Source organism: Brevibacillus fortis (genome assembly GCF_003013395.1).
GTDB classification, from domain to species: Bacteria; Bacillota; Bacilli; order Brevibacillales; family Brevibacillaceae; genus Brevibacillus; species Brevibacillus fortis.
Genome location: NZ_PXZM01000007.1, coordinates 51,371 through 74,341 on the forward strand (window position 1 = coordinate 51,371; position 22,971 = coordinate 74,341).

22 protein-coding genes and 1 pseudogene are annotated in these 22,971 nt (G+C 47.5%); 15 read left to right on the forward strand and 8 right to left on the reverse strand.

What is annotated here, in order from left to right; translation table 11 throughout:
- Positions 1–86: 86 nt before the first annotated feature.
- From C7R93_RS06260 to C7R93_RS06270, 3 genes and pseudogenes are all read left to right on the forward strand, one after another.
- Positions 87–698 (forward strand): annotated as a pseudogene (locus tag C7R93_RS06260) (Zn-binding domain-containing protein); the annotation flags it as partial.
- Complete coding sequence (locus tag C7R93_RS06265) at positions 688–2,070, forward strand: ribonuclease H-like domain-containing protein (protein WP_106837999.1); 1,383 nt, start codon at positions 688–690, stop codon at positions 2,068–2,070. The pseudogene C7R93_RS06260 and the gene C7R93_RS06265, both read left to right, overlap by 11 nt.
- Positions 2,071–2,386: 316 nt before the next feature.
- The gene (locus C7R93_RS06270; RefSeq protein WP_106838000.1) at positions 2,387–3,055 is read left to right on the forward strand and encodes an MBL fold metallo-hydrolase; all 669 of its coding nucleotides are present in this window, start codon (positions 2,387–2,389) and stop codon (positions 3,053–3,055) included.
- A gap of 140 nt (positions 3,056–3,195) precedes the next feature.
- Here the strand turns inward: C7R93_RS06270 and C7R93_RS06275 are convergent, their stop codons facing one another.
- The 3 genes from C7R93_RS06275 to C7R93_RS06285 all read right to left on the reverse strand — a co-directional run bounded on the left by C7R93_RS06275 (position 3,196) and on the right by C7R93_RS06285 (position 5,973).
- Positions 3,196–3,699 (reverse strand): hypothetical protein, encoded by a 504-nt coding sequence (locus C7R93_RS06275; protein ID WP_106838001.1) that lies wholly within the window; start codon positions 3,697–3,699, stop codon positions 3,196–3,198.
- 277 nt (positions 3,700–3,976) lie between these two features.
- Entirely contained in the window at positions 3,977–5,254 is a 1,278-nt protein-coding gene (locus C7R93_RS06280; protein WP_106838002.1) for an erythromycin esterase family protein, read from the reverse strand.
- A gap of 143 nt (positions 5,255–5,397) precedes the next feature.
- Complete coding sequence (locus C7R93_RS06285; RefSeq protein WP_106838003.1) at positions 5,398–5,973, reverse strand: GNAT family N-acetyltransferase; 576 nt, start codon at positions 5,971–5,973, stop codon at positions 5,398–5,400.
- A gap of 115 nt (positions 5,974–6,088) precedes the next feature.
- Here C7R93_RS06285 and pdxR point away from each other — a divergent pair, with 115 nt between their 5' ends.
- From pdxR to C7R93_RS06335, 9 genes are all read left to right on the forward strand, one after another.
- Positions 6,089–7,510 (forward strand): MocR-like pyridoxine biosynthesis transcription factor PdxR, encoded by a 1,422-nt coding sequence (gene pdxR, locus C7R93_RS06290; protein ID WP_106838004.1) that lies wholly within the window; start codon positions 6,089–6,091, stop codon positions 7,508–7,510.
- A 90-nt stretch (positions 7,511–7,600) separates the two neighbouring features.
- On the forward strand, positions 7,601–8,170 hold the full coding sequence (locus C7R93_RS06295) for a TetR/AcrR family transcriptional regulator (protein ID WP_106838005.1): 570 nt from the start codon (positions 7,601–7,603) through the stop codon (positions 8,168–8,170).
- 15 nt (positions 8,171–8,185) lie between these two features.
- Entirely contained in the window at positions 8,186–8,548 is a 363-nt protein-coding gene (locus C7R93_RS06300; protein ID WP_106838006.1) for a DMT family transporter, read from the forward strand.
- A gap of 255 nt (positions 8,549–8,803) precedes the next feature.
- Positions 8,804–9,634 carry an MIP/aquaporin family protein gene (locus C7R93_RS06305; protein ID WP_106838007.1) on the forward strand — a complete coding sequence of 277 codons (831 nt, stop codon included), beginning with the start codon at positions 8,804–8,806 and terminating at the stop codon, positions 9,632–9,634.
- Positions 9,635–9,688: 54 nt separating this feature from the next.
- The gene (glpK, locus tag C7R93_RS06310; protein WP_106838008.1) at positions 9,689–11,188 is read left to right on the forward strand and encodes a glycerol kinase GlpK; all 1,500 of its coding nucleotides are present in this window, start codon (positions 9,689–9,691) and stop codon (positions 11,186–11,188) included.
- Positions 11,189–11,335: 147 nt separating this feature from the next.
- A complete protein-coding gene (locus tag C7R93_RS06315; protein ID WP_106838009.1) occupies positions 11,336–13,006 on the forward strand; it encodes a glycerol-3-phosphate dehydrogenase/oxidase in 1,671 nt (556 codons plus the stop codon).
- 13 nt (positions 13,007–13,019) lie between these two features.
- Complete coding sequence (locus C7R93_RS06320) at positions 13,020–13,574, forward strand: glycerol-3-phosphate responsive antiterminator (protein WP_106838010.1); 555 nt, start codon at positions 13,020–13,022, stop codon at positions 13,572–13,574.
- 332 nt (positions 13,575–13,906) lie between these two features.
- Positions 13,907–14,131, forward strand: coding sequence for a hypothetical protein (locus C7R93_RS30005; protein ID WP_158264010.1), 225 nt, complete (start codon positions 13,907–13,909; stop codon positions 14,129–14,131).
- 204 nt (positions 14,132–14,335) lie between these two features.
- Positions 14,336–14,785: a proline dehydrogenase family protein gene (locus tag C7R93_RS06335; RefSeq protein WP_244191460.1), complete on the forward strand. Its 450-nt coding sequence runs from the start codon at positions 14,336–14,338 to the stop codon at positions 14,783–14,785.
- Here C7R93_RS06335 and C7R93_RS06340 read toward each other — a convergent pair.
- Genes C7R93_RS06340 through C7R93_RS06360 form a run of 5 tightly spaced genes read right to left on the reverse strand, consistent with a single transcriptional unit; the run spans position 14,777 to position 18,590 of the window.
- Complete coding sequence (locus tag C7R93_RS06340; RefSeq protein ID WP_244191461.1) at positions 14,777–15,865, reverse strand: sensor histidine kinase; 1,089 nt, start codon at positions 15,863–15,865, stop codon at positions 14,777–14,779. The genes C7R93_RS06335 and C7R93_RS06340 overlap by 9 nt on opposite strands.
- Entirely contained in the window at positions 15,849–16,544 is a 696-nt protein-coding gene (locus C7R93_RS06345) for a response regulator (RefSeq protein ID WP_106838013.1), read from the reverse strand. The genes C7R93_RS06340 and C7R93_RS06345 overlap by 17 nt, the downstream gene beginning before the upstream one ends.
- 20 nt (positions 16,545–16,564) lie before the next feature.
- Positions 16,565–17,134, reverse strand: coding sequence for a peroxiredoxin family protein (locus tag C7R93_RS06350; protein WP_106838014.1), 570 nt, complete (start codon positions 17,132–17,134; stop codon positions 16,565–16,567).
- A gap of 17 nt (positions 17,135–17,151) precedes the next feature.
- On the reverse strand, positions 17,152–17,859 hold the full coding sequence (locus tag C7R93_RS06355; RefSeq protein WP_106838015.1) for a cytochrome c biogenesis CcdA family protein: 708 nt from the start codon (positions 17,857–17,859) through the stop codon (positions 17,152–17,154).
- A 17-nt stretch (positions 17,860–17,876) separates the two neighbouring features.
- Entirely contained in the window at positions 17,877–18,590 is a 714-nt protein-coding gene (locus C7R93_RS06360; protein ID WP_106838016.1) for a hypothetical protein, read from the reverse strand.
- Between the two features lie 223 nt (positions 18,591–18,813).
- On the opposite strand from C7R93_RS06360, the gene C7R93_RS06365 reads away from it, so the two are divergent.
- The 3 genes from C7R93_RS06365 to C7R93_RS06375 are packed head-to-tail and all read left to right on the forward strand — an operon-like array spanning position 18,814 to position 22,969.
- Positions 18,814–21,189, forward strand: coding sequence for a DUF7408 domain-containing protein (locus tag C7R93_RS06365; protein WP_208637793.1), 2,376 nt, complete (start codon positions 18,814–18,816; stop codon positions 21,187–21,189).
- Positions 21,186–22,112: an ABC transporter ATP-binding protein gene (locus tag C7R93_RS06370; RefSeq protein WP_106838017.1), complete on the forward strand. Its 927-nt coding sequence runs from the start codon at positions 21,186–21,188 to the stop codon at positions 22,110–22,112. The genes C7R93_RS06365 and C7R93_RS06370 overlap by 4 nt, the downstream gene beginning before the upstream one ends.
- The gene (locus C7R93_RS06375) at positions 22,109–22,969 is read left to right on the forward strand and encodes an ABC transporter permease (RefSeq protein ID WP_106838018.1); all 861 of its coding nucleotides are present in this window, start codon (positions 22,109–22,111) and stop codon (positions 22,967–22,969) included. Before C7R93_RS06370 ends, C7R93_RS06375 begins: the two co-directional genes overlap by 4 nt.
- Positions 22,970–22,971: the final 2 nt, after the last annotated feature.

Genomic DNA, 22,971 nt, shown 5'->3' on the forward strand with positions numbered 1-22,971 from the left:
AAAATAATAAACTTTTTTCCCATTATACCAATGATGAAGTTTACTTATTTAATATTGATTCTATTTCTATCTATTATAGACATTACAAAGTCCAAGTCGATTATTACACGGACGCCAACCTGGCCGTCTCGCTCAAGGTATTGGAGCAGGATCAGTCGCGTCTTCATGCGCAGAGCACGTTGGCTTATGGCGAAGTGGCTGTGAATGCGATGGCGACGATCTTTAAGAAAATCAAGTTCGAGACGCATGAAAACATCGGCTCGGGACCGATTCATTTGCCGGAAGAGGAGCTGCATACAAATGCCGCGTGGATCGGCTTTTCCGAAGCGCTGCTCGGCGAGATTGGGACAGAGGATGTGGAGCGTGGCTTGGTCGGTTTGGCGCATGTGTTGCAGCACGTGGCTCCACTGTTTGTCATGTGTGACCCGATGGACCTGCACGTGATACCGCAACGAAAGGCCGTTCATTCGCAGGAGCCGACGATTTTTCTGTACGACCGTTATCCGGGCGGCATAGGCCTGAGCGAGCAAGTGTACAAGGAAATGGAGACGATTTTGACGCAGGCAGAGCGGATGATTGTGTCTTGCCCGTGTGAGTCAGGCTGTCCATCTTGTGTAGGAGCGACAGATGATGGCAGCAAGGGGCTAGCCATAACCTTGCTGCGAATCGCTCAAGGGGGAAGTACTTATGTCTCTTAAATCCAAGCTGCAACGGATGAAGGGACATCTCTCACTGGAAACGGACAAAGCGGTAACGCCAGCAGTCGAATCGAAAACGCCCATTCTCCAGAAAGAGACGGGGGAAGAGCTGAGGGCGGCTCTACCAGCGGATAGCAGCGCCGAGCTACAGATACCTTTTGCTGATAAGTGGAAGGAAATGCAGGCTTCGGCCTACATCTGGGATGACGAGTACGTCATGATTCGCGAGGTTCGCTATCCGGTCGATCAGCAGCATGGCGCTTACGCCTTTTCCGAGCTGCATGAAGCGATCCGTATGTGGGAAGGGGCGGGTCGAGAGCATCCGCTATCCGCTGCGGGCCGGAAGCCGGAAGACTTGCTGTTTTTCGATACGGAGACGACAGGGCTGTCAGGCGGGGCAGGCAATGCGATTTTTCTTTTAGGATACAGTCGCTTCGAGGGGGAGCACGTCGTGGTGCGCCAGCATTTTCTTCCGGGACCGCATGCAGAGGTGACCTTGTACCAATCGTTTTTGGAGCAAGCCGAGAAGTCTTCGCATCTGGTGACCTTTAACGGAAAGACCTTTGACTGGCCACAAGTGCGGACGAGGCATACGCTGGTGCGCGATCAGGTGCCAGCTTTGCCTACCTTTGGTCATTTTGACCTTTTGCACGGGGCGAGGAGACTGTGGAAGGCGGAGTTGGAATCGTGCCGATTGGGCATTATCGAGCAGGAAAAGCTGGATGTGTTTCGCGAGGATGATTTGCCCGGCTATTTGGCACCGGTGCGGTATTTCGACTTTTTGCATGCCCAAGACCCTGAAGTAATCGAAGGTGTATTGCGACATAACGAGACGGACGTCCTGTCTCTGATCACGATGTATATTCACATGACACGGCTATTAGTTGGGCAAGGGGGAATAACGGTATCTTCCGAGGAACGTTACGAAATTGCCAGATGGTACGATGCGCTTGGTGATCAGGAGGCGGCTATGGCAGGCTATCGTCTCGTCGCAGACAGCGATCATGCGTGGAGCAACCGGGCCAAGCTCGCCATCGGTCATCTGTACAAAAAGCAAAAGGATTGGCAACAGGCCTTAACCGTTTGGGAATCGTGCATTCAGTCCACCGGATATGTCCCGGAAGAGGTGTATATTGAGGCTGCCAAGCTGTATGAGCACCAGTTGAAGGATTGGGAGAAGGCCTTGCACTATGCGAAGCAAGCGTATGAGCAGTGGAAGAAGCGCGGGAGTCTGTTGCGAAACAGGACCAAGGCCGACGCAGAGGCGTATCACAAGCGAATTGACCGGCTGGAAGCAAAGCTTCGCGGAAATGAAGCGGAAGAAGCGAGCTTGTTGAGCGGATTTTTGGATTGGGCGGATGAGGAAGAGTGATAAGGCACATTGTCTTGTTTCTGATGGTGTTTCTACTTCTTGTGGGTTGCTCTGCGAATGACGATTGGGTGCACAAGTTTACGGGGGAGAGCATCAAGAACAAATCATGCTGAAACTAAAAACAGCCCGCTGTTTTCCCCTGTCATGATGAATGTTGGGGCGATTACTTTCCATCGATCAGTTGGCAGTGGTTTGCCTGATTGTGTCTCGCACGACCCCGTTTTAAAGAGAAGATGTTTACGGATGTTGACAACAAAAAAACCTCCATAATAATATTGATTTACGTAAAAGTAAATTTTTGTGGAGGCCTGATACGATGGAAATTTCAAAGGGAGTAGAAATGCTTCATCTAGATTTTCATGGGAATATCATTCACCCCGTTCTTTTGTGGGACCCGGAAATGGCTGTTTTAATTGACACAGGCTTCCCAGGGCAAATGGAAGATTTACGCGTTGCTATGGAAAAGGTAGGAGTACCGTTCGACAAGCTAAAAGCTGTGATTTTGACGCATCAGGATGTGGATCATATAGGCAGTCTTCCTGAGATTTTGCAGGAGTGCGGCGATCATGTTGAAGTTTATGCACACGAATCGGATAAGCCGTATATTCAGGGGGAGATACCCCTTTTAAAAGACGGGCACCTTGAGAATCCCCCGAAAGGCAGAGTGGACCATACCTTGAGTGACGGTCAGGAACTGCCGTTTTGTGGCGGAATTCGCGTCATCCATACTCCTGGGCATACTCCCGGTCATATCAGCCTTTATTTATCGCAAAGCAAGACTCTCGTAGCCGGGGATTCGATGTACAGTGTAAATGGGTCTCTGGGTGGCATTCATGTCCCGACCACACCGGATATGAGTGCAGCTCGTCTCTCTTTAAAGAAATATGTAGAACTCGACATTGCAGACGTGGTTTGTTATCACGGGGGATTCAGTAGTGGAAATGTTAAGGATCAGATCGTAGAACTTAGCCAGGGGTTACGCTAACAAAACGTATCCTAGGGATTAGTCCAAATACGCGAAAAGTATACGCCCAAGCACTTGAGGATGAAGTTTTCTGATTCCAGCACAAAAAACTCGCCCCAAATGTACGAGTTTTTTATACCTAATATTATGCAAAAAGCAAATTAGAATAAATTCTCACATAAAACTATTATTCTATATGGTGTGGTTTGGGCGGGGATACTTCTTGTGGAAGGTCCATAGATAACAATTAGATCTCGGTTCACGGGGGTTTTAGTAAAGGGTTGCCCATTTGTTAACACGATTTGTGTATATGGAGAAATATTTACTTGTAATTGCCCGTCACTACTCACCATCTGACTATTAAAATAATCTACTTTTACATTCTGAAACGAGCTGTTTTTTACCATGACAAGTGCTCGATATTGTGGAGGGTAAATAAAAGGAACAGGCGCATTCCCATCATAATATCCAGTTACGCGATCGCCTATTGCCACCATTACATGGTCTACAAAGTAAGTTGTAGGTGATACTACGAAATTAACGAATGCTCCTAAAGTGTTATCTACAGATATTAATTGATAACAACCCTCTCCTTCACCATTTTGCCCTGTAATGAAATCACTTATCATTGTAACGGTCCCCTGAAAAGAATAGAAATTAATCATACAAATACCTCCATTGCTTAAAGGCAGGCAGTTGGCCCAATGTTATTGAAGATAGTCCTCTTTCCATTGATGGTGGTGAGATTAAACCTTCAGATTTTTGCACATTTTATGTTGATTAATGGTAACTAATTTATGTGAAATTACCGAGATAGGTGAATATCATTTGAGGAGCATAAGTTATTAAACTAACGGATATCGATAGCTCCATACTCACAGAAAACGGCAGCCGGTGTAATCGGCTGCCGTAATTTTATAAACAGGCAAATGTCCTCACCCGTTAATCCGTCATCATGACCGAAGGAGTAGCCGTTCGCACGAAAATGATCGCATCAAAAGCTTTTGCAGGAACCATCTGCAACGTATACAGCTTCTCCATTTTTCCATACCATCCACTAAAAACATCACCGATTGCACTGATGGACTGCGCTTTATTCAGATAGGTGTAAAAATCCTGGTGTTGCTTTGCCTTTGCAAAGTCAAGGAATCCGTCCTCCATGCCTGTCTGTGCAAACAGAACAGCTAGCCGATCATTGCCGCGATTTTTTACAGTAAACGCTTTGCGCTCGTTGGTAGTGGCGTCATTGGCAAGGAAGGTGCTTTCGTAGAATTCACTTCCGATTGCGTAATATTGGTCCCCAAAGGCTTTTGCGAGATGAGCCCCCATGCAGGTTGTCATTCCTACGGAAGTGGAGGTCTTTTCAATGTGTCCATTATGTCCGGCGATGAACATGTTGTTGCGACCGTAATGTTTCTTTTCATAGGATAAAATCCACATCACTTTGTCCGCCATATAGCGATCACGGGTGTTGCTATAGTTCGCGTTTGTTCCGCGCAGTGTAGCGTTTTGCTTGATTGATTCAGCGAAGGCAGTAGCCAGCTCATATTCTTTCTCAGAGCTTTTCGCGATGTAAACGGTTTGGTTTTGTTTCATCTGCTCCATCAAGCTTTTTATGTGGGAGAGCGCTTCCTGTACGAGGACGATCTTTTGATCATACACCGTCTTATCATTCAGATTCGTAAGCAGCTTCTCATATTTGGATGCGAGTGTCGGATCAACTTTTTTCAAATAGGAGAATAGCCCGTTTTTGTTATGGTCATAGCGTTGCATGTCATAGCCATAGAAATGAATTTGATCTTTGGCATCGCGCTGCTCATTAAAGGAGCGTATCCAAGAGAGAAGGGCGGCCATTTCTTCTGTATGGTAGATCGTAAATCCGATTGCTTTTGCGGCATCTTGGGCAGTTCCGCTGCCGCCTATAATGTATTCATTGACCTTTTGTCCACCGCCGAAATCACCTTCGATGGCAAATACGCGATAACCTTGTTTTTCTACCAAATGCTTAAAAATATCTAACTTCAGCGTTGTAAATTGCTTGTTGCCATGGGTAGCCTCTCCAAACCCGATGATGGTTTTTGCAGGAAGCTCCATTTTTGAAACAGGGACAAAATTTGCCTTCAATGACGGTTGCAACGTGTTGGCTGATGCGGGATGGAACCCTGTCAATACACTGAGGATCATGAACAAGCTGATGGTGAGTAGGAGTTTTCTTTTCATGTCATTCTCTCTTTCTTGAGCTGATCTTTTGTTTGTAAGTGGTTTTTCTTACCATTTTCACTATTATACGCCTTTGTGAAGTTGTTTACCTACATGAAAAAACGCACCTGGATTTGATAATTCTCAGGTGCGTTTTCTCTTTGTTACTTTACATATTTCGCCCGGTACTCATCCACCAGCATGGACATGAGAATAGAGTCGTGATAGGCATGATTGTAATAAAGAGCTTGTCGCTGCACGCCTTCACGCTGGAAGCCGAGCTTTTCATATGTGTGGATGGCACGCTCGTTAAAGGCGAATACGTTTAGCTCGATGCGGTGCAGATTGAGGATGCCAAAACTATAATCGAGCATCAGCAGAAGGGCTTCGCTTCCGTAGCCTTTGCCTTGATAGGCATTTTGATCAATAGAAATTCGGATATACGCGTTGCGATTTTTCGGATCGATATCTCCAATTTGAACGTCGCCAATCACCTGATCATTTTCACACAGGCAAATCAATAGGAGGACGCTTGATGAGTCCTGCGACTTGTTCTCGATGTATCGCTGAATTTGCTCACGCGTGAAATGCTTTTGTGTACCAGTCAGCATTCGCGTTTCCTTGTTGAACAAGGAGCGGAAGTATAATTCGGTATCTTCTGTGCCGATCGGCCGCAAAAAGACGCGTTCCCCTTCCAAAAAGCGAACCGCTGCACTTGAATTCTCCTGTGTCATAGACATAGTCGTTGTCCTCCTGTTCGTCCAAAACTTCTTTTTCTTAGGATAACGAGCAAGTGTATACTTGAAAATATGCAGTTTTGTAAAAATGAAAAGGACAGATGGAGGGGGAATCGATATGCTCTTGACCCCGAACTGGCAGGAGAACGATAATGAGCCGCAATACGTACAGCTTTATACTTATTTGAAAAAGGAAATCGTTGCAGGACGCTTGGCGGTAAGTAGCAAGCTGCCATCCGTTCGCAAGCTGGCTGACTTGCTTGGCTTAAGCACTACACCCGTGGAGATGGCATACCAGCAGTTGCTGGCGGAAGGTTTTATCCAAAGCAAACCGCGGAGTGGGTACTATGTGGAGAAATTGCCTGATCCTGAGGTGAAGCCGGGTGCTGGCGCGAGCACACAAACCATCCAGCGGCCTGTGCTGCGTGACGAGAGGGAGTACGACTATGACTTTCATCTCTCCCGCAATGATTTTTCGTTATTTCCAACCATGATTTGGCGGCGTTTGTACAACGAGACGCTTCACATAGAGCAGCAGGAAAATCTTTTTTATGGAGATCCACAAGGGGAGGCGGGGCTCAGGAAGCAAATCGCTGACTACTTGCGCAGGTACCGGGGTGTCGCTTGTTCACCGAATCAAGTGGTGATTGGGGCGGATCAGTTTGGCTTGCTGTCCCTGATCTGTTTAATGGTCAAGCCGCAGTTCCAACGCATCGGGGTAGAGAACCCGGGGTATTTGCTGTTTGCCAATACATTTCGCCAGCACGGATTCGACGTGGTGCCGATCTCGCTTACCGAGGACGGAATTAGCGTCAGTGAGCTATATGAGTCAGGAGTTGGGTTGGCCGCAGTTTCTTCGGCTCATCAATACCCGCGTGGGATGATCATGCCTGTATCCACGCGGCTAAAATTGCTCGAATGGGCCAAAAGTGTGGGAGGATACATTATCGAAGACGATTACGACGGAGAGTTTCGTTACCACGGCAGACCGATTCCGTCTATGCAGGGCTTGCTCCCGCATGCGAATGTCATCTATATGGGGAGCTTTGCGCAGGTATTGGCGCCTGCACTAGGCATTTGGTACATGGTCTTGCCAGAATCTCTGCTGGATACGTACTACAACCTGCTGCGCGAGACACTGCTGGAACCATCCTCATCCCGACTGCATCAGCGGACGATGGAAGCCTTTATGGAAAAAGGATATTTCGAAAAGCATGTCCGCAAAATGCGCAAGCTGTACCGCAAAAAGCATGACGCGCTGCTTCTGGCTGTGCAAAAGCATTTTGGCGAAAGAGCGACTGTCATCGGAGCCGATGCGGGTTTTCACGTCCTGCTGCGGGTAAACAGCGAGCGAAGCTACGAGGAGTTGAAAAAGCTGGCGATTCAGGCTGGCGTGAGAGCCTCGTCCGCATCATTTACGTGGCTGGTGCCGCCTAATCCCCTGCCAAAAGAGTTTTTCCTCGGCTTTGCGGGCATCCCGTTGGAAAAAATCGATCCGGGTATCAAGGCACTGAGCCATGTCTGGTTTGGCGATTGTTGACAATGTACGAGTACGCCGTTATGCTAAGAATGCGTTTCGGAAAATATGAAAAACAAAATATTTTCCTTGTTTTCGCGAGGGGGTAAGAACATGCAGGAGCGAATCCTACAATGCGCCTATCATGAGATTGAGACCAAGGGCGTCCGTTTTACCATGTCCGATTTAGCTAGGCGCGCAGGCGTTAGCACCAAGACGTTATATGCGAGCTTTCCATCGAAAGAAGCCTTGATTACCAAGGTCATTGAAGAAAACATCGAGGATTTGCGTAAAGCGGAAGATCAGATTTTACATGATCCTGACATAGATTTGGTAGAGAAGATGCGACAGCTCTTGGCACTGGTCCCGAACAACTTCTCACGAACCGACCTGCGCGTGTGGTACGAGCTGAAGCGCTACTATCCCGAGCAATGGAAGCTGATCGACGAGTTTAATCAACAGGAGTGGGAGCATGTTCGGATTATTCTGGAGCAAGGGGTAGAGGAGGGTGTGTTTCGTCGTATCCAGCTTCCGATCTTGATACAGATGTATACCGGAACGCTCAATCAACTGATTGATCAGCAGTTGGCGAACCAGCACCATCTGTCGATTGGCGATGCGCTGGATGCGGTCATTGATATTTTACTAGGAGGCATCGTAGATTCTTCATCTTCAAACAAGTAAGTAGGAGGAACGTAAATGAGTTGGGTTTATTTGTTAATGGCCATTTTACTAGAGGTGGCTGGAACAACATCGATGAAGCTGTCTGACGGACTGAGCAAGCCTGTCCCCACTGTGATGATGTTTATCTTATATATTTTGTGTTTCTCGTCGCTGAGCCTGGCGCTCAAGGAAATGGAAGTAGGGACTGCATACGCCATCTGGTCGGGCCTCGGCACGGCGATCATCGCGGTCATTGGTGTGGTGGTCTTCAAGGATGCCTTCACTGTCAAAAAAGTAATTGCTGTCGGACTGATCATCGTGGGCTGCGTGCTGTTGAATCTGGGAGACACCTCTCACGCGCAATCTGCGAAGGATACTGGAGTAGCTGAGGCGAAATGAGTGCGAGAACTGGCAAAAGTGAGGGAAAGGAATTATTGACAAATTTTGAGCAGTGGCTATATAGTAGGTCTTAAGTTAATAGTGCTGTGGAGATTGGGAGATCAGCTAATATTTGCAAAATGAGGGCATTGGCTCTTGTTTTGCGAGTATTAGCTTTTTTATTTTCTCTCCAGACAATCAGCAAAGGAGTTGGCGGATTGTAAGCGCTTTACGGAAGAAGGTTTACGTTTTTTCCAAAAAGGGGGAGGATGGGGCATGTCTATTTATGTAGGGGAATTGATCGGGACGATGATCTTGATCATTTTGGGGGCAGGTGTTTGCGCCGGACAGAACTTGAAAAAGGCGTATTCCCAAAACGGCGGTTGGATTGTGATTGCGCTGGGTTGGGGGCTGGCAGTTGCGTGCGGAGCGTATGCAGTAGGGAGTATTAGCGGAGCGCATTTGAATCCGGCACTTACGATTGCACTGGCCAGCATTGGTCAATTTCCGTGGGAGCATGTGCCGGGCTACGTGGCGGCTCAACTGATTGGGGCATTTATGGGAGCGACGTTCGTTTGGATCTTTTATTATCCACATTGGCGTGAGACGAATGATGCAGGAGCCAAATTAGGGGTATTTGCAACGGGTCCAGCAATTCCCAATACCGTCGCGAATCTGTTCAGCGAAATATTAGGTACGTTTTTCTTGGTGCTCGGTCTACTGGCGATTGGAGCGAATAAATTTGCAGAAGGACTGAATCCGTTTATCGTTGGCTTCCTGATTGTCGCCATTGGTTTATCTCTTGGCGGAACTACCGGCTATGCGATCAATCCGGCGCGTGACCTAGGACCTCGTCTCGCCCATGCGCTCTTGCCCATCCACGGCAAAGGAAAGTCCAACTGGCGCTACGCATGGATTCCTGTTGTTGGACCTATCATTGGAGCAGTTAGCGGAGCATTTTTTTACAAATGGACGTTTACAGATCATTCACTGACAGGTGTAATAGCATTAGCGGCTTTCATGGTGATTGCCATCGTAATCGGTATGACAAGCAAAAAATCAATCAGCAGCAAGGAGCGACTCGCATCCGAAAGTGCGCGTTCCTAGACATAAAGAAAACAATGAAGGCGATTCCATATGAGTGAAGGAGGAACAGTTGTCATGGACAATAAATATATGCTTTCCCTCGATCAGGGAACCACGAGCTCTCGCGCTATTTTATTCGATAAATCAGGTGCCATTATCGGTGTTGCCCAGAAGGAATTCACGCAAATCTATCCGAAGCCAGGTTGGGTGGAGCACAATGCAGAGGAAATCTGGGAATCGCAGCTGGAGGTTTTGAAAGCGGTTTTACTGGAGAATCATGTGAAACCAGAAGAAATCGCAGGGATCGGGATTACCAATCAGCGGGAAACAACCGTGGTATGGGATAAGCACACAGGTAAGCCGATTCACAATGCGATTGTATGGCAAAGCAGACAGTCCATCGATATTTGCAACCAGTTGAAAGAGCAAGGTCATGAGCAAACCGTTCGCGAAAAAACAGGATTGTTGATTGACGCCTATTTTTCCGGCACGAAGGTAAAATGGCTGCTCGATCATGTGGAGGGAGCACGGGAGCGAGCCGAGAAAGGCGACCTCTTGTTTGGAACCATCGATACATGGCTGATTTGGAAGCTGACCAATGGCCAAGTCCATGTAACCGACTATTCCAATGCTTCGCGCACGTTGATGTTTAATATTCATTCCCTGGAGTGGGACGATGAGCTGTTGAACATGCTGCAAATCCCGAAAACCATGCTGCCAGCTGTCCGTCCTTCCAGCGAATTATACGGCTACACAGACGAGAAGCTCTTCGAATTCCAGATTCCGATTGCCGGGATTGCCGGAGACCAGCAGGCAGCTTTGTTTGGGCAGGCATGCTTTGCGGAAGGGCAGGCTAAAAACACGTACGGAACAGGTTGCTTCATGCTGATGAATACCGGAGACAAGGCAGTTGCATCCAAAAACGGGTTGTTGACGACCATTGCCTGGGGAGTGGATGGCAAGGTAGAGTACGCCCTGGAAGGCAGTATTTTTGTAGCTGGTGCTGCGATTCAATGGTTGCGTGACGGACTCAAGCTGATCGAAAAATCATCGGATTCGGAAAAGCACGCACTGGCGGTTGACGGCACAGATGGCGTCTACATGGTTCCTGCCTTTGTTGGCTTGGGAGCGCCGTATTGGGATATGGAAGCAAGGGGAGCAATCTTCGGATTGACCCGTGGAACGACGGAAAATCATTTGATTCGTGCAGCACTGGAGTCTCTGGCGTATCAGACGCGGGATGTGCTGGAAGCGATGGAGGCTGATTCCGGCATCCGGCTGCAAAAGCTGGCGGTAGACGGTGGAGCTGTGGCGAACAACTTTTTGATGCAGTTCCAGTCTGATATCCTAAATACAGAGGTTGAGCGTCCGCGTGTCAATGAAACGACTGCGCTGGGAGCAGCTTATCTGGCTGGGCTTGCCGTCGGGTATTGGGGCAGCAAGGAAGATATTGTTAACAATAAAGTAGTAGAGCGCTCCTTCTCACCAGATATGGCGGAGGAAGTGCGTCAGGAGCTGTATGCAGGCTGGAAGCAAGCTGTTACGGCAACGATGGGTTACAAGATTAGGCATTGATTTTTGTGTAAAAGAGGTCTAAAGTTAAAGATAAGTTAATCATGCTGTGGAGACTACGGAGACAGCCAGTATCAGAAGGGCAATGACATTGCATTGCTTCTTTTGGATATTGGCTGTCTTTTTCTTTTAGAGAGGATGAGAAGAACGATGAAGGATCAACTTGCATTATCATCAAGTCAACGCCAGGCTTGTCTGGATAAAATGGCAAACAATCAACTCGATCTTTTGGTGATTGGCGGTGGGGTGACGGGAGCAGGTATTGCCCTCGACGCAGCCGCGAGAGGTCTGAGTGTCGGACTCGTGGAAAAACAGGACTTCGCTGCGGGCACCAGCAGTCGCTCTACCAAGCTCGTTCATGGAGGATTGCGCTATCTGAAGCAGGGCGATGTACAACTGGTGCGGGAAGTAGGCAGGGAGCGAGCCATTTTGTATCGCAATGCGCCACATATCGTCATCCCGGAAAAAATGATTTTGCCCATCGTGAAAAATGGTACCTATGGTAAGCTGGCTACTTCGGTTGGCCTGTATGTTTACGATGTGTTGGCTGGAGTCGAACGAAAAGAACGTCGCATCATGCTGAACAAAGAGAAAACGGTGGAGGCAGAACCGCTTTTGCGCCGAGATATTCTCAAGGGCGGCGGACTCTATTTCGAATATCGGACAGATGATGCTAGACTTACGATTGAGGTCATGAAAACAGCAAGCTCGAACGGGGCACTGTGCGTGAATTATACAGAAGCCACTGGTTTTATTTATGAAAATGGCAAGGTCGTCGGGATTCACGCCAAGGATTTGACAACGGGTGCAGAGTATTCTCTTCATGCCAAAAAAATTGTCAACGCAGCAGGGCCATGGGTGGATCAGCTTCGAGAAAAAGACCACTCCCTGTACGGCAAGCGCCTCCACCTGACAAAAGGTGTCCATCTGGTCGTTCCGTATAACAGGCTACCGTTGAAGCAGGCCGTTTATTTCGATGTATCCGATGGGCGCATGCTGTTTGCCATTCCGCGCAATAACAGTACGTATATCGGTACGACTGACACGAATTACAAAGGTGTGCTGGAACGCCCAACGGTGACGAGAGAAGACATGGAGTATGTATTGAAAGCAGCAAACGAAATGTTTCCTTTTGTGAAGCTGACGGAACAGGATGTCAGTTCCAGCTGGGCAGGACTCAGACCGCTGATCCACGAAGATGGCAAGTCACCTTCTGAGCTGTCACGCAAGGACGAGATTTTTTATTCCAAAAGCGGGCTGATTACGATTGCAGGTGGAAAATTGACGGGCTTCCGCAAGATGGCCGAGCGCATTGTAGATGTGGTGGTCAAGCAGTTGACCGAAGAAGAGGGCAGAGCATTTGGAGCATGTCGGACAGACAAAATCGTTCTCGCTGGCGGAAAATTTGACTCGGCAGCCAAGATTCCTGTATTTGTGAAAGCACAGGCAGAGCGGCTTCGCCAATGGGGAATCACCGAGGAGCAAATTCGCGTCCTTGTCGGGAAATATGGAAGCAACAGTGAGCAAATCGTATCGATGTGTCTTGAGCTTTTGACACAAAATGCTCAAAATGTGTCTCCGATCGAAGCACTGCTGAAAGCAGAACTGCGCTACGCTGTAGAGGAAGAAATGGTCATGACCATGAGCGATTTTCTGATTCGTCGCAGTGGCAGACTATTCTTCGAGAGGGATACATTGGAGCCCGTGTATCGAATGGTGGGAGAAGAGCTCGCTCATGAGCTGCAATGGTCAGATGAGAGGAAAGAACATGAAATAAAAGCGTTTGAAGAGGAATATCATCTTGCGAAAACATTTCAATAGGGGTGATTCGTGATTGGCAAACCAGATCAATCAAGTCATACTTCCTGCCGCCCGGACATTAAAAGAATTTGATGAACTCATGGAAAGCTGCTACGAGCGCATTATTTTGCTGAATGCCCATGTAGCGCAAGTAAAGCCATTAGGAAAACGGGCCAGAGCGTTCGGGAAAAAACTGCTGATCCATGCTGATCTCATCGACGGCTTGAAGTCTGATGAATATGCGATGGAGTTTCTTGCGCAAGAAGCACAGCCCGAAGGAATTATCACCACACGGAACAGTGCCATTCTTGCCGCCAAGAAAAAAGGGCTGATTTCCATCCAACGACTTTTTCTCATTGATACGATGGCATTAGATAGCAGTCTTACCCAGCTTGCGAGAACCAAACCGGATTACGTCGAGGTTTTGCCAGGAATCATTCCCCACCTGATCGAAGAAATTACTATGCGAACCCAGATCCCGGTCATCGCTGGAGGTTTTATTCGCACGAAGGAAGATGTAGATCGCGCCATTCAAGCGGGTGCGACATCCGTAACGACGTCTCGCAGAGAATTGTGGACGAAATCATAAGGGCATCAAGGTTGTCAAAAGCCGGTCATTCCTGCTCGAAGGAATACCGGTTTTTTTGTGTTTGTCCGTAAAGAAAATAGGTAGATGACGGTGATAGAGGAGATAGGTGGATACCCTTTTATTTGTATAGAGGTCATTAGTCTATGCGGATGAATGTCACCGTGCATATACACATATAGTCACCAAAAATAAGAGGAAAGAAGGCGGTTGCGTGAATTATCCAAGCGGGAACTGGCCATCATCGTATTCCAGTCGGTCTGGGCAGTCTTCCTATTATCCATGGCAAAGAGATGATTGGGGTCGTGGTCGAGACTGGGATCGAGGACGTGGGCATGACTGGGATCGTCGACGCAGATGTCCAGATTTCTGTCGGCGTTGCCATCCTAGATGCTGTGGTGGCTGGCGCTAATTATCCTCTTTTTTCAGAAGATAAAAACGGAAGTGTAATGGTTTGGAGCCAAATCTTGTGGAGCATTCGAGATTTGGCTCTTTCTTTTGGAAAAGGTGGAAAACGTGGTGAATCAAGAGATACAGGCTTTTTCGCTTCAAAGATTTGACTGTGCTTGTTTTGTTCTCTCCGGCGGAATATTCGTAAAACAGCCTTGATCCTCACGACCCCTTCTTCGATCTGTGCCTCATTAGTGTTGCCGTATCCGAGAATAATTTTATCCGTATGATTACCTTTGACATAGCGTGTTCCTCGACCGGGTAGCGGGTAGACCCGCACTCTGGCTTGCTCCAGTGCAGCCAGGACGTCTGGTGTGAAGCGAATCGTTGGAAAAGCAGCTACGATGTGCAGACCAAGGGGCGATAGGCAGATATTGACGGAAGCTGCTCCATATCCATCCCGTACGCATCTGTCGGAACGAGCAAGGCATAGCGGCCAGCATTTGTTGATCAGCATAGAGGAATCGACGAAAACAGAGGCGATCATAAGTATGTATGAGCGCTTGGCACAGCGACATGAAAATGTGGGCATGACGATTCAAGCGCATTTGCACCGCTCTTTGGATGATGTGAAACGAGTGCTCGAACTCCCAGGAAAAATTCGCTTGGTCAAAGGCGCATGTAAGGAACCTCAGGAAATCGCATTGGCACGTTCAGATCGACTGGCGGAGCACCCGCCTCATGTGCATCAGGCGATAGCGGATATGTTTGATCCGGCGAGGCTTCAGGATGTAGGGTATGGCATAGGAAAACGTTCAATTTGATGTGGGATGCTGCAAAGGTATGGTAAACCAGAAAGAATGCTGCTCCCCTTGTGACTGCAACCCTACTTTTCCGTTCTGTTGCTCGATAATTTCCTTTACGAGAGATAAGCCTAATCCCGATCCACCTGTATCCCTGCTCCGAGACGAATCTAACCGATAGAATCGCTCAAAGATGAGGGATTCTTTTTCTTTCGGAATCGGCTGGCCGATATTCGTGACGGTAACCTGGTAGACAGACTCAGTGTGCTTTCCTGTAATAGTCACCCAGCCACCCTCGTCATATTGCAGCGCATTCGTCAGGAGATTATGCAGCACTTGTTTTAGCCCGTCTTCATCTCCAATTACTTGAGCTGTCTCTATATCGGAGAATATAGCTATTTCTTTGTTCCTGAACTCCAAAGAAAAATGCTCGATACAAGATTCCATAATCTTATCGATAGCGAGTACACTCATTTTATTGTCGTTCGATATTTTCTTTCCTTGCCAGACATTTAATTGGTGCAACTGTTCTATCAAACGGGTAATGCGTATGGATTCTTCGTGAAGGGATTGGAACAGCTCGGCCGAGCCCTGAATAATCCCAGAGCTTAGCGCTTCCAGATACCCGTTAATATTGGTTAATGGGGTACGCAGTTCATGGGCAATATCAGACAGCATTTTTTTTCGTAGCTCTTCGACTTGTTTCAATTTCAGGCTTAACTGATTAAAATCAGCCGTCAACTGTCCGATTTCATCGCGAACACGAATGGATAGGGGATCAGGCATGTCTCCTTGAGCCATTTGTCGTGTAGCACTCCCTAATTTCTTGAGTGGTTGAAGCAGCTTCTTGACGAAAAAGTAGTGGAAAATCCCTGCAATTACCGCTGTTGCCAAACTGGCTTTGATCAAAAAAGTCTGCATCGTTTGCGTAAAAGCAACACTCTCTTCTGGACTTACAGAGGGGGAGTTTGCAAATAGCAAGCAGGCATAGTCTTTCACAGTAACGCCAGCAAGCCAGATCGCGATTCCGATTACAGCTGCGTTTATCAAAATAAGTTTCCATAAAATATTGATGCGAACAGGATTATTTTTGATAAGCAACAAAGCGATACCCCATTCCCCGGATGGTTTCAATGAGCTCGCTGTCACCATCCCATTTCAGTTTTTCTCTCAGCTTGCCGATGTGCACATCAATTGTTCTTTCCGTCACGACCTTTTCGTTGTGGGGATACAGTTCATCAATGATCTGTTCCCTGGTCAGTATTTGATTGGGGTGCATCATCAAAAAATACAGCAGGCGAAATTCGTGTTGTGTTAGCGAGATGCTCTCGCCTTGGTAGTGAACTTCCCCGCGTAATGCTTTTATCGTTAAGCCCCGATACGTAATTTTGCTGCATCGTTGGTTCGTTCTACGCAAAATGGATTCTACCCGTGCAACGAGTTCACCCGGGCTAAATGGCTTCGTTACATAATCGTCTGCGCCTGATTTCAAGCCATCTATCCGGCTTTGTTCCTCTACTTTTGCTGTTAACATGATGATAGGGATTTCTTCCTTCCAATCAGCCCGAATGCTTTTGCAAACTTCTTCTCCACTTACTTTTGGGAGCATTAAATCCAGAATAACAAGGCAAGGGTCGTATTTTCGAAAGGCATCGAGGGCTTCCTCTCCGTCTCCGGCTTCGTATACCTCATACCCCTCCTTTTCGAGGTACAGGACTATGAGTTTACGAATCTTCACGTCATCCTCGACAACTAATATCCCAGTCCCCTTGACTGCCATTTCGAAAACCTCCCAACTCACTAATGTATCTGTCCAACCATTTTTTCCATCATCTCATAATTCATCGGACCAATCACTTTCTGTTGAATCACGCCATTGGAATCAATCAAAAAGCTGGAAGGTAGTGCTACTACCTGATACATGTCCGCTACTTCATTTTTTTCATCCAAGACAACCGGGAATGTAATCTCAAATTCCTGCAAAAACGCAGGGATACTCTCTACATTTTTCTCTGATGTTGTCATATTTACAGCAAGAATCGTGACATTTTCATCTTTGTATTTCTCATAAAACTTTTGCATGTCCGGCATTTCTGCTCTACACGGTGGACACCAGGTTGCCCACATATTTGCGATGACTTTTTTTCCTCGCAAATCGGAAAGCTTTATACTTTGTCCATCCAGTGTATTCAACTCGAAGTCAGGAGCCAGGTTGCCCTGATTAATCCCAACAGTCAGGGAAGAGTCAGGCGTCGATTGTTCACTGCTCGATCGTCTTGCTTCCCGAACATCATTTTTCTGTATGGTATCGTAAGCTCCCCATCCAACCAGTCCGAGCAAAAGTACAATTACGACTATATTTTTCTTCATGGGAAATCATCCTTTCATTATAGCACTGGAGCGAATTGCGCCAGCCAGGCACTTAATTTTTGTAATTGCCCCGTAAACAGCAGCAAGCCCATCGCAATCAAAATCCAACCATTTATCAGAGACAGCCGTGGCAACCATTTATTTACTTTTTTCATGACACCTAACGATTTTGTAATCAGTAAAGAAATCAAGAGGAAAGGCACTCCTAAGCCGAGCGAATAAAGCAGCAGCAAAAAGATTCCACTGTACATCGTTTCAGCAGATCCGGCCAATAGAAGAATCGAAGATAAAGCGAGGCCAACGCAGGGTGTCCAGCCTGTTCCAAAAGCGAGACCGACCACAAATGAATGCCATCCGTTCTTGGGTCCCTTGGTTTCCCACTGCTTTTGAAACATGAGAAAACGAAGGTTTAGTAGCCCAGCTGTCTGTAGACCGAATATGATAATGAGCAAGCCTGCGACCTTTTCTAAAACCCCGCGATTCGCAGCGAAAAATTGCCCGATCATACTGGCAGAGGCGCCCATCATCATGAAGACCACAGTAAAGCCAAGTATGAAAAGAAGGGAACGAACCATCAGCACTTTTTTGGAAACACTCATCTTGTCGCCGCTCACATAGGAGCCCGTAAGATTGGCCACATAAGCGGGCAAAAGCGGAAAAATACAAGGGGAGAAAAACGATAGCATTCCTGCCGCTATAGCAAATAAGATTGAAATTTGATCCATTGAAAAATCCTCCATGCTTACGATTCTTGCAAGCTTCTTTCTTTGCTGAGATTTTGAAAAAACCAACAGCACAGGGTAATGGCTAAAAAGAATAGTTGCTCACGGGATAAACCCAAAAACACCGCAATAGAATAACCTTTCAGAAAGCCGCTAAAAATTTGTCCCATGCTATACCAAAGGATGAGTTGATTGATGACATGGGGGTTCCCAATGCGCTCTTTTGTGCGATACATCCAGATCAGCAGCACGATCGCCAGAAAAAGTTGGCTGAGATCATACAGGCGTGACTGCATTGGATGGTTAAACAAGAGTGGGAACAGAGAATAGACGAATTGATAGGTGAACAAGCCCACCGTCATGACTGCGGCGTACAGCCAAAAGGAGATGGTGCGCCTTTGGGATTGAATGTAAAGGAAACAAAGGACTACGATTGCAGCCAGCCAAATTCCGCGCTCTCCCCCGGTAAAATAAAGAAGGTAGTATGGATTGTTCAGCACACTAACGGGATTGAAAAGAATGACACTAAACTTCCAAATCAGGAAAGCCCAAAAAAGTACATTGGCGATATCCTCCATAATGAGCTTGCTTACAACGATCTGGTTCTTCATCCAATACTTCATGGACATATAAGCTGTCAGTGCAGAAAGGGCGATTGCGATGCATTCGTACTTGATAATCAACGGGCCCCAGATGATAACGTCTTGAATGATGTTCCGCCTCCTTTCTCCCATACTGTAGAACCTGATTGTTAAGATTCATTAAAGAAGCGAAAAAAGCTAAGCTTTCGGTTACGAGAAGGATTTTCCAACAGCCGTGTAAAATCCACTAGAACTTAGTGACCAAATGACTTCATTTTGAAAAAACTGTAGCTATTTGTCAGGAAATAACGTCAATATCTGTATGAGAAGAAAAGATAGAAAGCCAAAAGAATTGGTCCGTGGAGGTTTTGAACGAATGAAAACGGCGCAGTGCAAGCGGTGGCTCCTGGCCTTTTGTGCGTTCCTCCTGTTGGTAGCAGGTGTTCCTTTAGGATTAACGGGGACAGCCGTGGCAGAGGGAAACATTCAGCTAGGAGTAACAGTCGGAATTGAAGGAAAGTACAGGGATACGGGGATGGTACCCGTTGTGGTCACGGTGAGAAATGGAGGGGCGGATATTGAAGGGGAGCTTTTTGTCGCCACGGGGGAACAGGGAGACAGTCGCTTCGCAGTTGCCAATTATCAGCCGGTTTCGATTGCAAGCGGAGTGACCAAGCAGGTAACAATTGTTGTTCCTGGCTCAGAGCTGTATAGCAGTTCTTTTGTAGCCTTGATGCAAAATAATAAGATCATCGCGCAAACTCCGGTAACAGGCGTTTCATACAGCGAAGATACGTTGATGATTGGCGTGCTGGCAGAAAATCCTGACACAGCTAACTTCCTTGGTGTACTGCCGAAGGGCTCCATTCATAACCCGGTCCAGCTCTTGACGATGAAAGCAGACAATATGCCAGTGACAGGTACACAGCTACAGATGATCAACATGCTCGTTATCAATAATTTTGCTTTGGATTCATTAAACGAACAACAGATCAAAGCGATCCGGGATTGGACGAATTCTGGCGGGATGCTAATTTTAGCTGGAGGAGCGCAGTACAAGAAAGCCGGAGGCGTTTTGGCTGACTTGTCGCCAGTAGAAGTGACTGGAGTGACGAGTGTACAGACACTTTCTAGTTTAAAAGCGGATAAGACCAATCCAGTTGCACTGACATCGCCTTTTACTGTAAGCAATGGGACATTGAAGGCAGGGAAGGTTCTGTACAGTGAAGGCAATATACCGCTCATGATTGTCCATAACGCGGGAGCTGGAAAAGTATTGTATGTCGCCTATGATTTAGCGGCTGAACCAGTAGCCAGTTGGGCAGGAAACAGCCGTTTCTGGGCAGATACACTGATAAAGGCTTTTGGCTCTACCATCAACTCTTCAAAAGGGAGCATGCTGGACAACTTATGGCCACTTCAGGATGCTGCTGATCGAGTCCCATCTTTGAAAATTCCAGAGGTTGGCTGGTTCGCTCTATTTTTCGGAATTTATGCCCTGGTTGCAGGGCCAGTCCTTTTCTATATTTTGCGGAGAGGCCGCAAGCAAAGCTACATGTGGGTGATTGTCCCTGCCCTCTCGGTGTTGGCTGGAATCGGAATCTTCTCGATTGGTGCCATCCAGCGCGGAGTGGGTGTAAAGTTGCACCAGGTAGGTTATATTGAGCTGCAAAACAACGGACAGGCGAATGCGATGAGCGTAACCGCATTATTCGTACCGAGTAATGACGACTATCGTTTGACTATAAAGGGAGAGGGCATCACCCAACCCGTCACTGAAAGAAATCATATCGCTCAAATTCCGAAAACGTGGATTTCCATGCAGCCAGATCAGACTCATATTGATTTTCGGGATGTAGAATTCTGGTCGATGCGCAAGGTTGCGACGGAGCAATCCTTATCGGACGTAGGAAAAATAGAATCGAACCTGTCGTATGAGAATGGCGCCCTGAAAGGAACTGTGACGAACCATACGAAGTACTCGCTACGTGACGTCACGATCTCGACAGGTATAACGGTACAAGAGTTTCCACAGTTGGCGGCTGGCAGCAGTATCGAAGTGAACTTGCCGTTTGCCTCTCAACATCAAGCAAGACGGAACCAACATCGGGTGAATACGGGGCATGCACTGCCGCAGCACATGCAGTCCAATGGCTATGATAGACAAACGCGTGAACAAGCCATCGTGGAAATGCTCGACATGAGGGACAGACGCGGAGGTCAGTCTGAAGTGGTAAAACTCGTGGGCTGGACCGATGAGCAAGTTGTAGAGGCTGTTGTACCGAACGAAAATACAGAGAACAGCAGCATTGCTATGGTCACTTCGACACTGCAAGTGAATCCATCCAAGGACGGACACATTTATTATCCGACGGGATCGTTTGATGTGACGATGTCGGGCAGCTCTGTTCCGGTAGATGACTTCGGAGATGGCTTTAGACTCCCTGCCGGGGATATTACCTTTGACATCAATCTGAATCAGGAAGGACAGAATCTTGTCATCACTAATTTGTATCTGTACACCTGGTCAGAGGACAATACGACATTTGAAAAAGAGGTTTACAACTGGAAGACAAAAGCTTTCGAACCATTTGAAAAAGCATTCATGAACAACGTCATGACCAGCGACAAGACCACGACTTATGTTTCGGGCGACGGCATTGTCCGTATCAAATTTGCCCACCAGTTTGAAGATGATCGCCACATTGGGATTCCAAGTGTCAGTGTGGAAGGGAAGGTGAGCAAGAAGTGATCCAAATCCAAAATTTGCGCAAGCGCTACGGCAAAATGGAGGCGCTAAAAGGACTTTCGCTCGAAATTGACAAGGGTACCGTTTTTGGTTTCGTCGGTCCGAACGGGGCAGGAAAATCCACGACGATGTCCATTTTGGCGACTTTATTGGAGCCGACCAGTGGGAGGGCATACGTAGGCGGCTACGAAGTGACCAAGCATCCAAAAGAAGTGCGCAAGCTGATCGGCTACATGCCAGACTTTTTTGGTGTCTACGACAATTTGACAGCGGAAGAGTACCTCGATTTTTACGGCGCGAACTACGATATTCCGGCAGCAGAGCGAAAACAAATCATTCCGCAGTTATTAGAACTGGTGAATCTCACCCACAAGCGTGATGCCTTTGTCGACTCGTTGTCGCGGGGGATGAAGCAGCGTCTCGGGCTGGCCCGCTCGCTGGTTCACAATCCAGAAGTGCTCATTTTGGACGAACCGGCTTCTGGTTTGGACCCGCGTGCACGAATTGAGCTGCGGGAGATTTTGAAGGAACTGCGGGACATGGGCAAGACGATTATCATTAGCTCGCACATATTGCCCGAGCTAGCGGAGATGTGCGACGTCATCGGGATTGTGGAGGAAGGCAATCTGGTTGCCTTTGGACGAGTCGATGAGATTTACTCGAAAATGCAAGAACAACGGGTATTGCGCGTCCGCCTGTTGGATCGGGTTGATGAAGCAATGACGCGCTTGCGTGAGATGCCCGTCATTACCAAGGTGACACGCGAAGGGAACTGGGTCGTTGCAGGCTTTACAGGCAATGACGAAGAACAGGTTGAGCTGTTGCGGGAGCTTGCGGTGTCAGGCTATCCTGTTGCAGCGTTTAATGAGGCAGTTGGTGATTTGGAAGAAATCTTCCTGGAAATTACGAAAGGGGTGGGCTCATGAGCGACTTGAGACGTTTTCGCAACCCTGTCTTGTTCAATGAATGGAAAATGCGGATGCGGACCAATCGGTCACCGTGGATCATCCTGCTCTATTTGCTTATTTTGGGCGCAATGACGCTCACGCTGATTTTCTTTATGACAAACGGCGGCAACTACTACAATCCGAATGATACACGCGAGCTGTTCATGATGCTGTCTGTGTTTCAGCTCGGGATGATTTGCTTCGTCGTACCAGGACTGACGGCAGGTGTGATTTCCGGTGAACGCGAACGCCAGACGTTGAGTGTGCTGTTGACCACGAATGTCAGTGCCACACGATTGATTTTAGGCAAATGGCTGGCGTCGCTCAGCTTCATGACCTTCTTAGTCATTACCACAATCCCGCTCTATGCCATCGTCTTTTTGTATGGCGGAATCTCACCTGCACAAGTGATCAAGGTGTTTGGCTTTTACGTTATTACGATGTTTGGCATTGGCAGCATCGGTGTGCTCATGTCCACGCTGATCAAACGGACAGGTATCGCTACGGTCGTCACTTATGCCGTGGTGTTCGGATATGCGATCGGATCGAGCATACTGGCGGAGATTATCAAAGAGTTCATTCGGTACCAGCGCCGGTCGGGTGGCATGTCATCCGCGACCATGCCGGAATGGCCTGATTTCCTGCATAATTTAAACCCACTGTTTGCGATGTTAAACATTTTTGATGAAGGGCCGCAGACCAGGCTTGGGAACGTGGACCCGTACGCAGTTTACTGCCTGTTTTTCGGGATCATTACACTGATCTGTCTTTTGTTCTCCATCTATCTCATTCAGCCAGTGAAACCGAGATTTCGTAAAGTAAAAGAGGAGCAATAAGC

Excerpts from the sequence above, each read along its gene's own strand:
- C7R93_RS06265 (WP_106837999.1), top strand. The coding sequence starts at position 688 with ATGTCTCTTAAATCCAAGCTGCAACGGATGAAGGGACATCTCTCACTG.
- C7R93_RS06270 (WP_106838000.1), top strand. The coding sequence starts at position 2,387 with ATGGAAATTTCAAAGGGAGTAGAAATGCTTCATCTAGATTTTCATGGG.
- C7R93_RS06275 (WP_106838001.1), bottom strand. The coding sequence starts at position 3,699 with ATGATTAATTTCTATTCTTTTCAGGGGACCGTTACAATGATAAGTGAT.
- C7R93_RS06280 (WP_106838002.1), bottom strand. The coding sequence starts at position 5,254 with ATGAAAAGAAAACTCCTACTCACCATCAGCTTGTTCATGATCCTCAGT.
- C7R93_RS06285 (WP_106838003.1), bottom strand. The coding sequence starts at position 5,973 with ATGTCTATGACACAGGAGAATTCAAGTGCAGCGGTTCGCTTTTTGGAA.
- pdxR (WP_106838004.1), top strand. The coding sequence starts at position 6,089 with ATGCTCTTGACCCCGAACTGGCAGGAGAACGATAATGAGCCGCAATAC.
- C7R93_RS06295 (WP_106838005.1), top strand. The coding sequence starts at position 7,601 with ATGCAGGAGCGAATCCTACAATGCGCCTATCATGAGATTGAGACCAAG.
- C7R93_RS06300 (WP_106838006.1), top strand. The coding sequence starts at position 8,186 with ATGAGTTGGGTTTATTTGTTAATGGCCATTTTACTAGAGGTGGCTGGA.
- C7R93_RS06305 (WP_106838007.1), top strand. The coding sequence starts at position 8,804 with ATGTCTATTTATGTAGGGGAATTGATCGGGACGATGATCTTGATCATT.
- glpK (WP_106838008.1), top strand. The coding sequence starts at position 9,689 with ATGGACAATAAATATATGCTTTCCCTCGATCAGGGAACCACGAGCTCT.
- C7R93_RS06315 (WP_106838009.1), top strand. The coding sequence starts at position 11,336 with ATGAAGGATCAACTTGCATTATCATCAAGTCAACGCCAGGCTTGTCTG.
- C7R93_RS30005 (WP_158264010.1), top strand. The coding sequence starts at position 13,907 with ATGACTGGGATCGTCGACGCAGATGTCCAGATTTCTGTCGGCGTTGCC.
- C7R93_RS06345 (WP_106838013.1), bottom strand. The coding sequence starts at position 16,544 with ATGGCAGTCAAGGGGACTGGGATATTAGTTGTCGAGGATGACGTGAAG.
- C7R93_RS06350 (WP_106838014.1), bottom strand. The coding sequence starts at position 17,134 with ATGAAGAAAAATATAGTCGTAATTGTACTTTTGCTCGGACTGGTTGGA.
- C7R93_RS06355 (WP_106838015.1), bottom strand. The coding sequence starts at position 17,859 with ATGGATCAAATTTCAATCTTATTTGCTATAGCGGCAGGAATGCTATCG.
- C7R93_RS06360 (WP_106838016.1), bottom strand. The coding sequence starts at position 18,590 with ATGGGAGAAAGGAGGCGGAACATCATTCAAGACGTTATCATCTGGGGC.
- C7R93_RS06365 (WP_208637793.1), top strand. The coding sequence starts at position 18,814 with ATGAAAACGGCGCAGTGCAAGCGGTGGCTCCTGGCCTTTTGTGCGTTC.
- C7R93_RS06375 (WP_106838018.1), top strand. The coding sequence starts at position 22,109 with ATGAGCGACTTGAGACGTTTTCGCAACCCTGTCTTGTTCAATGAATGG.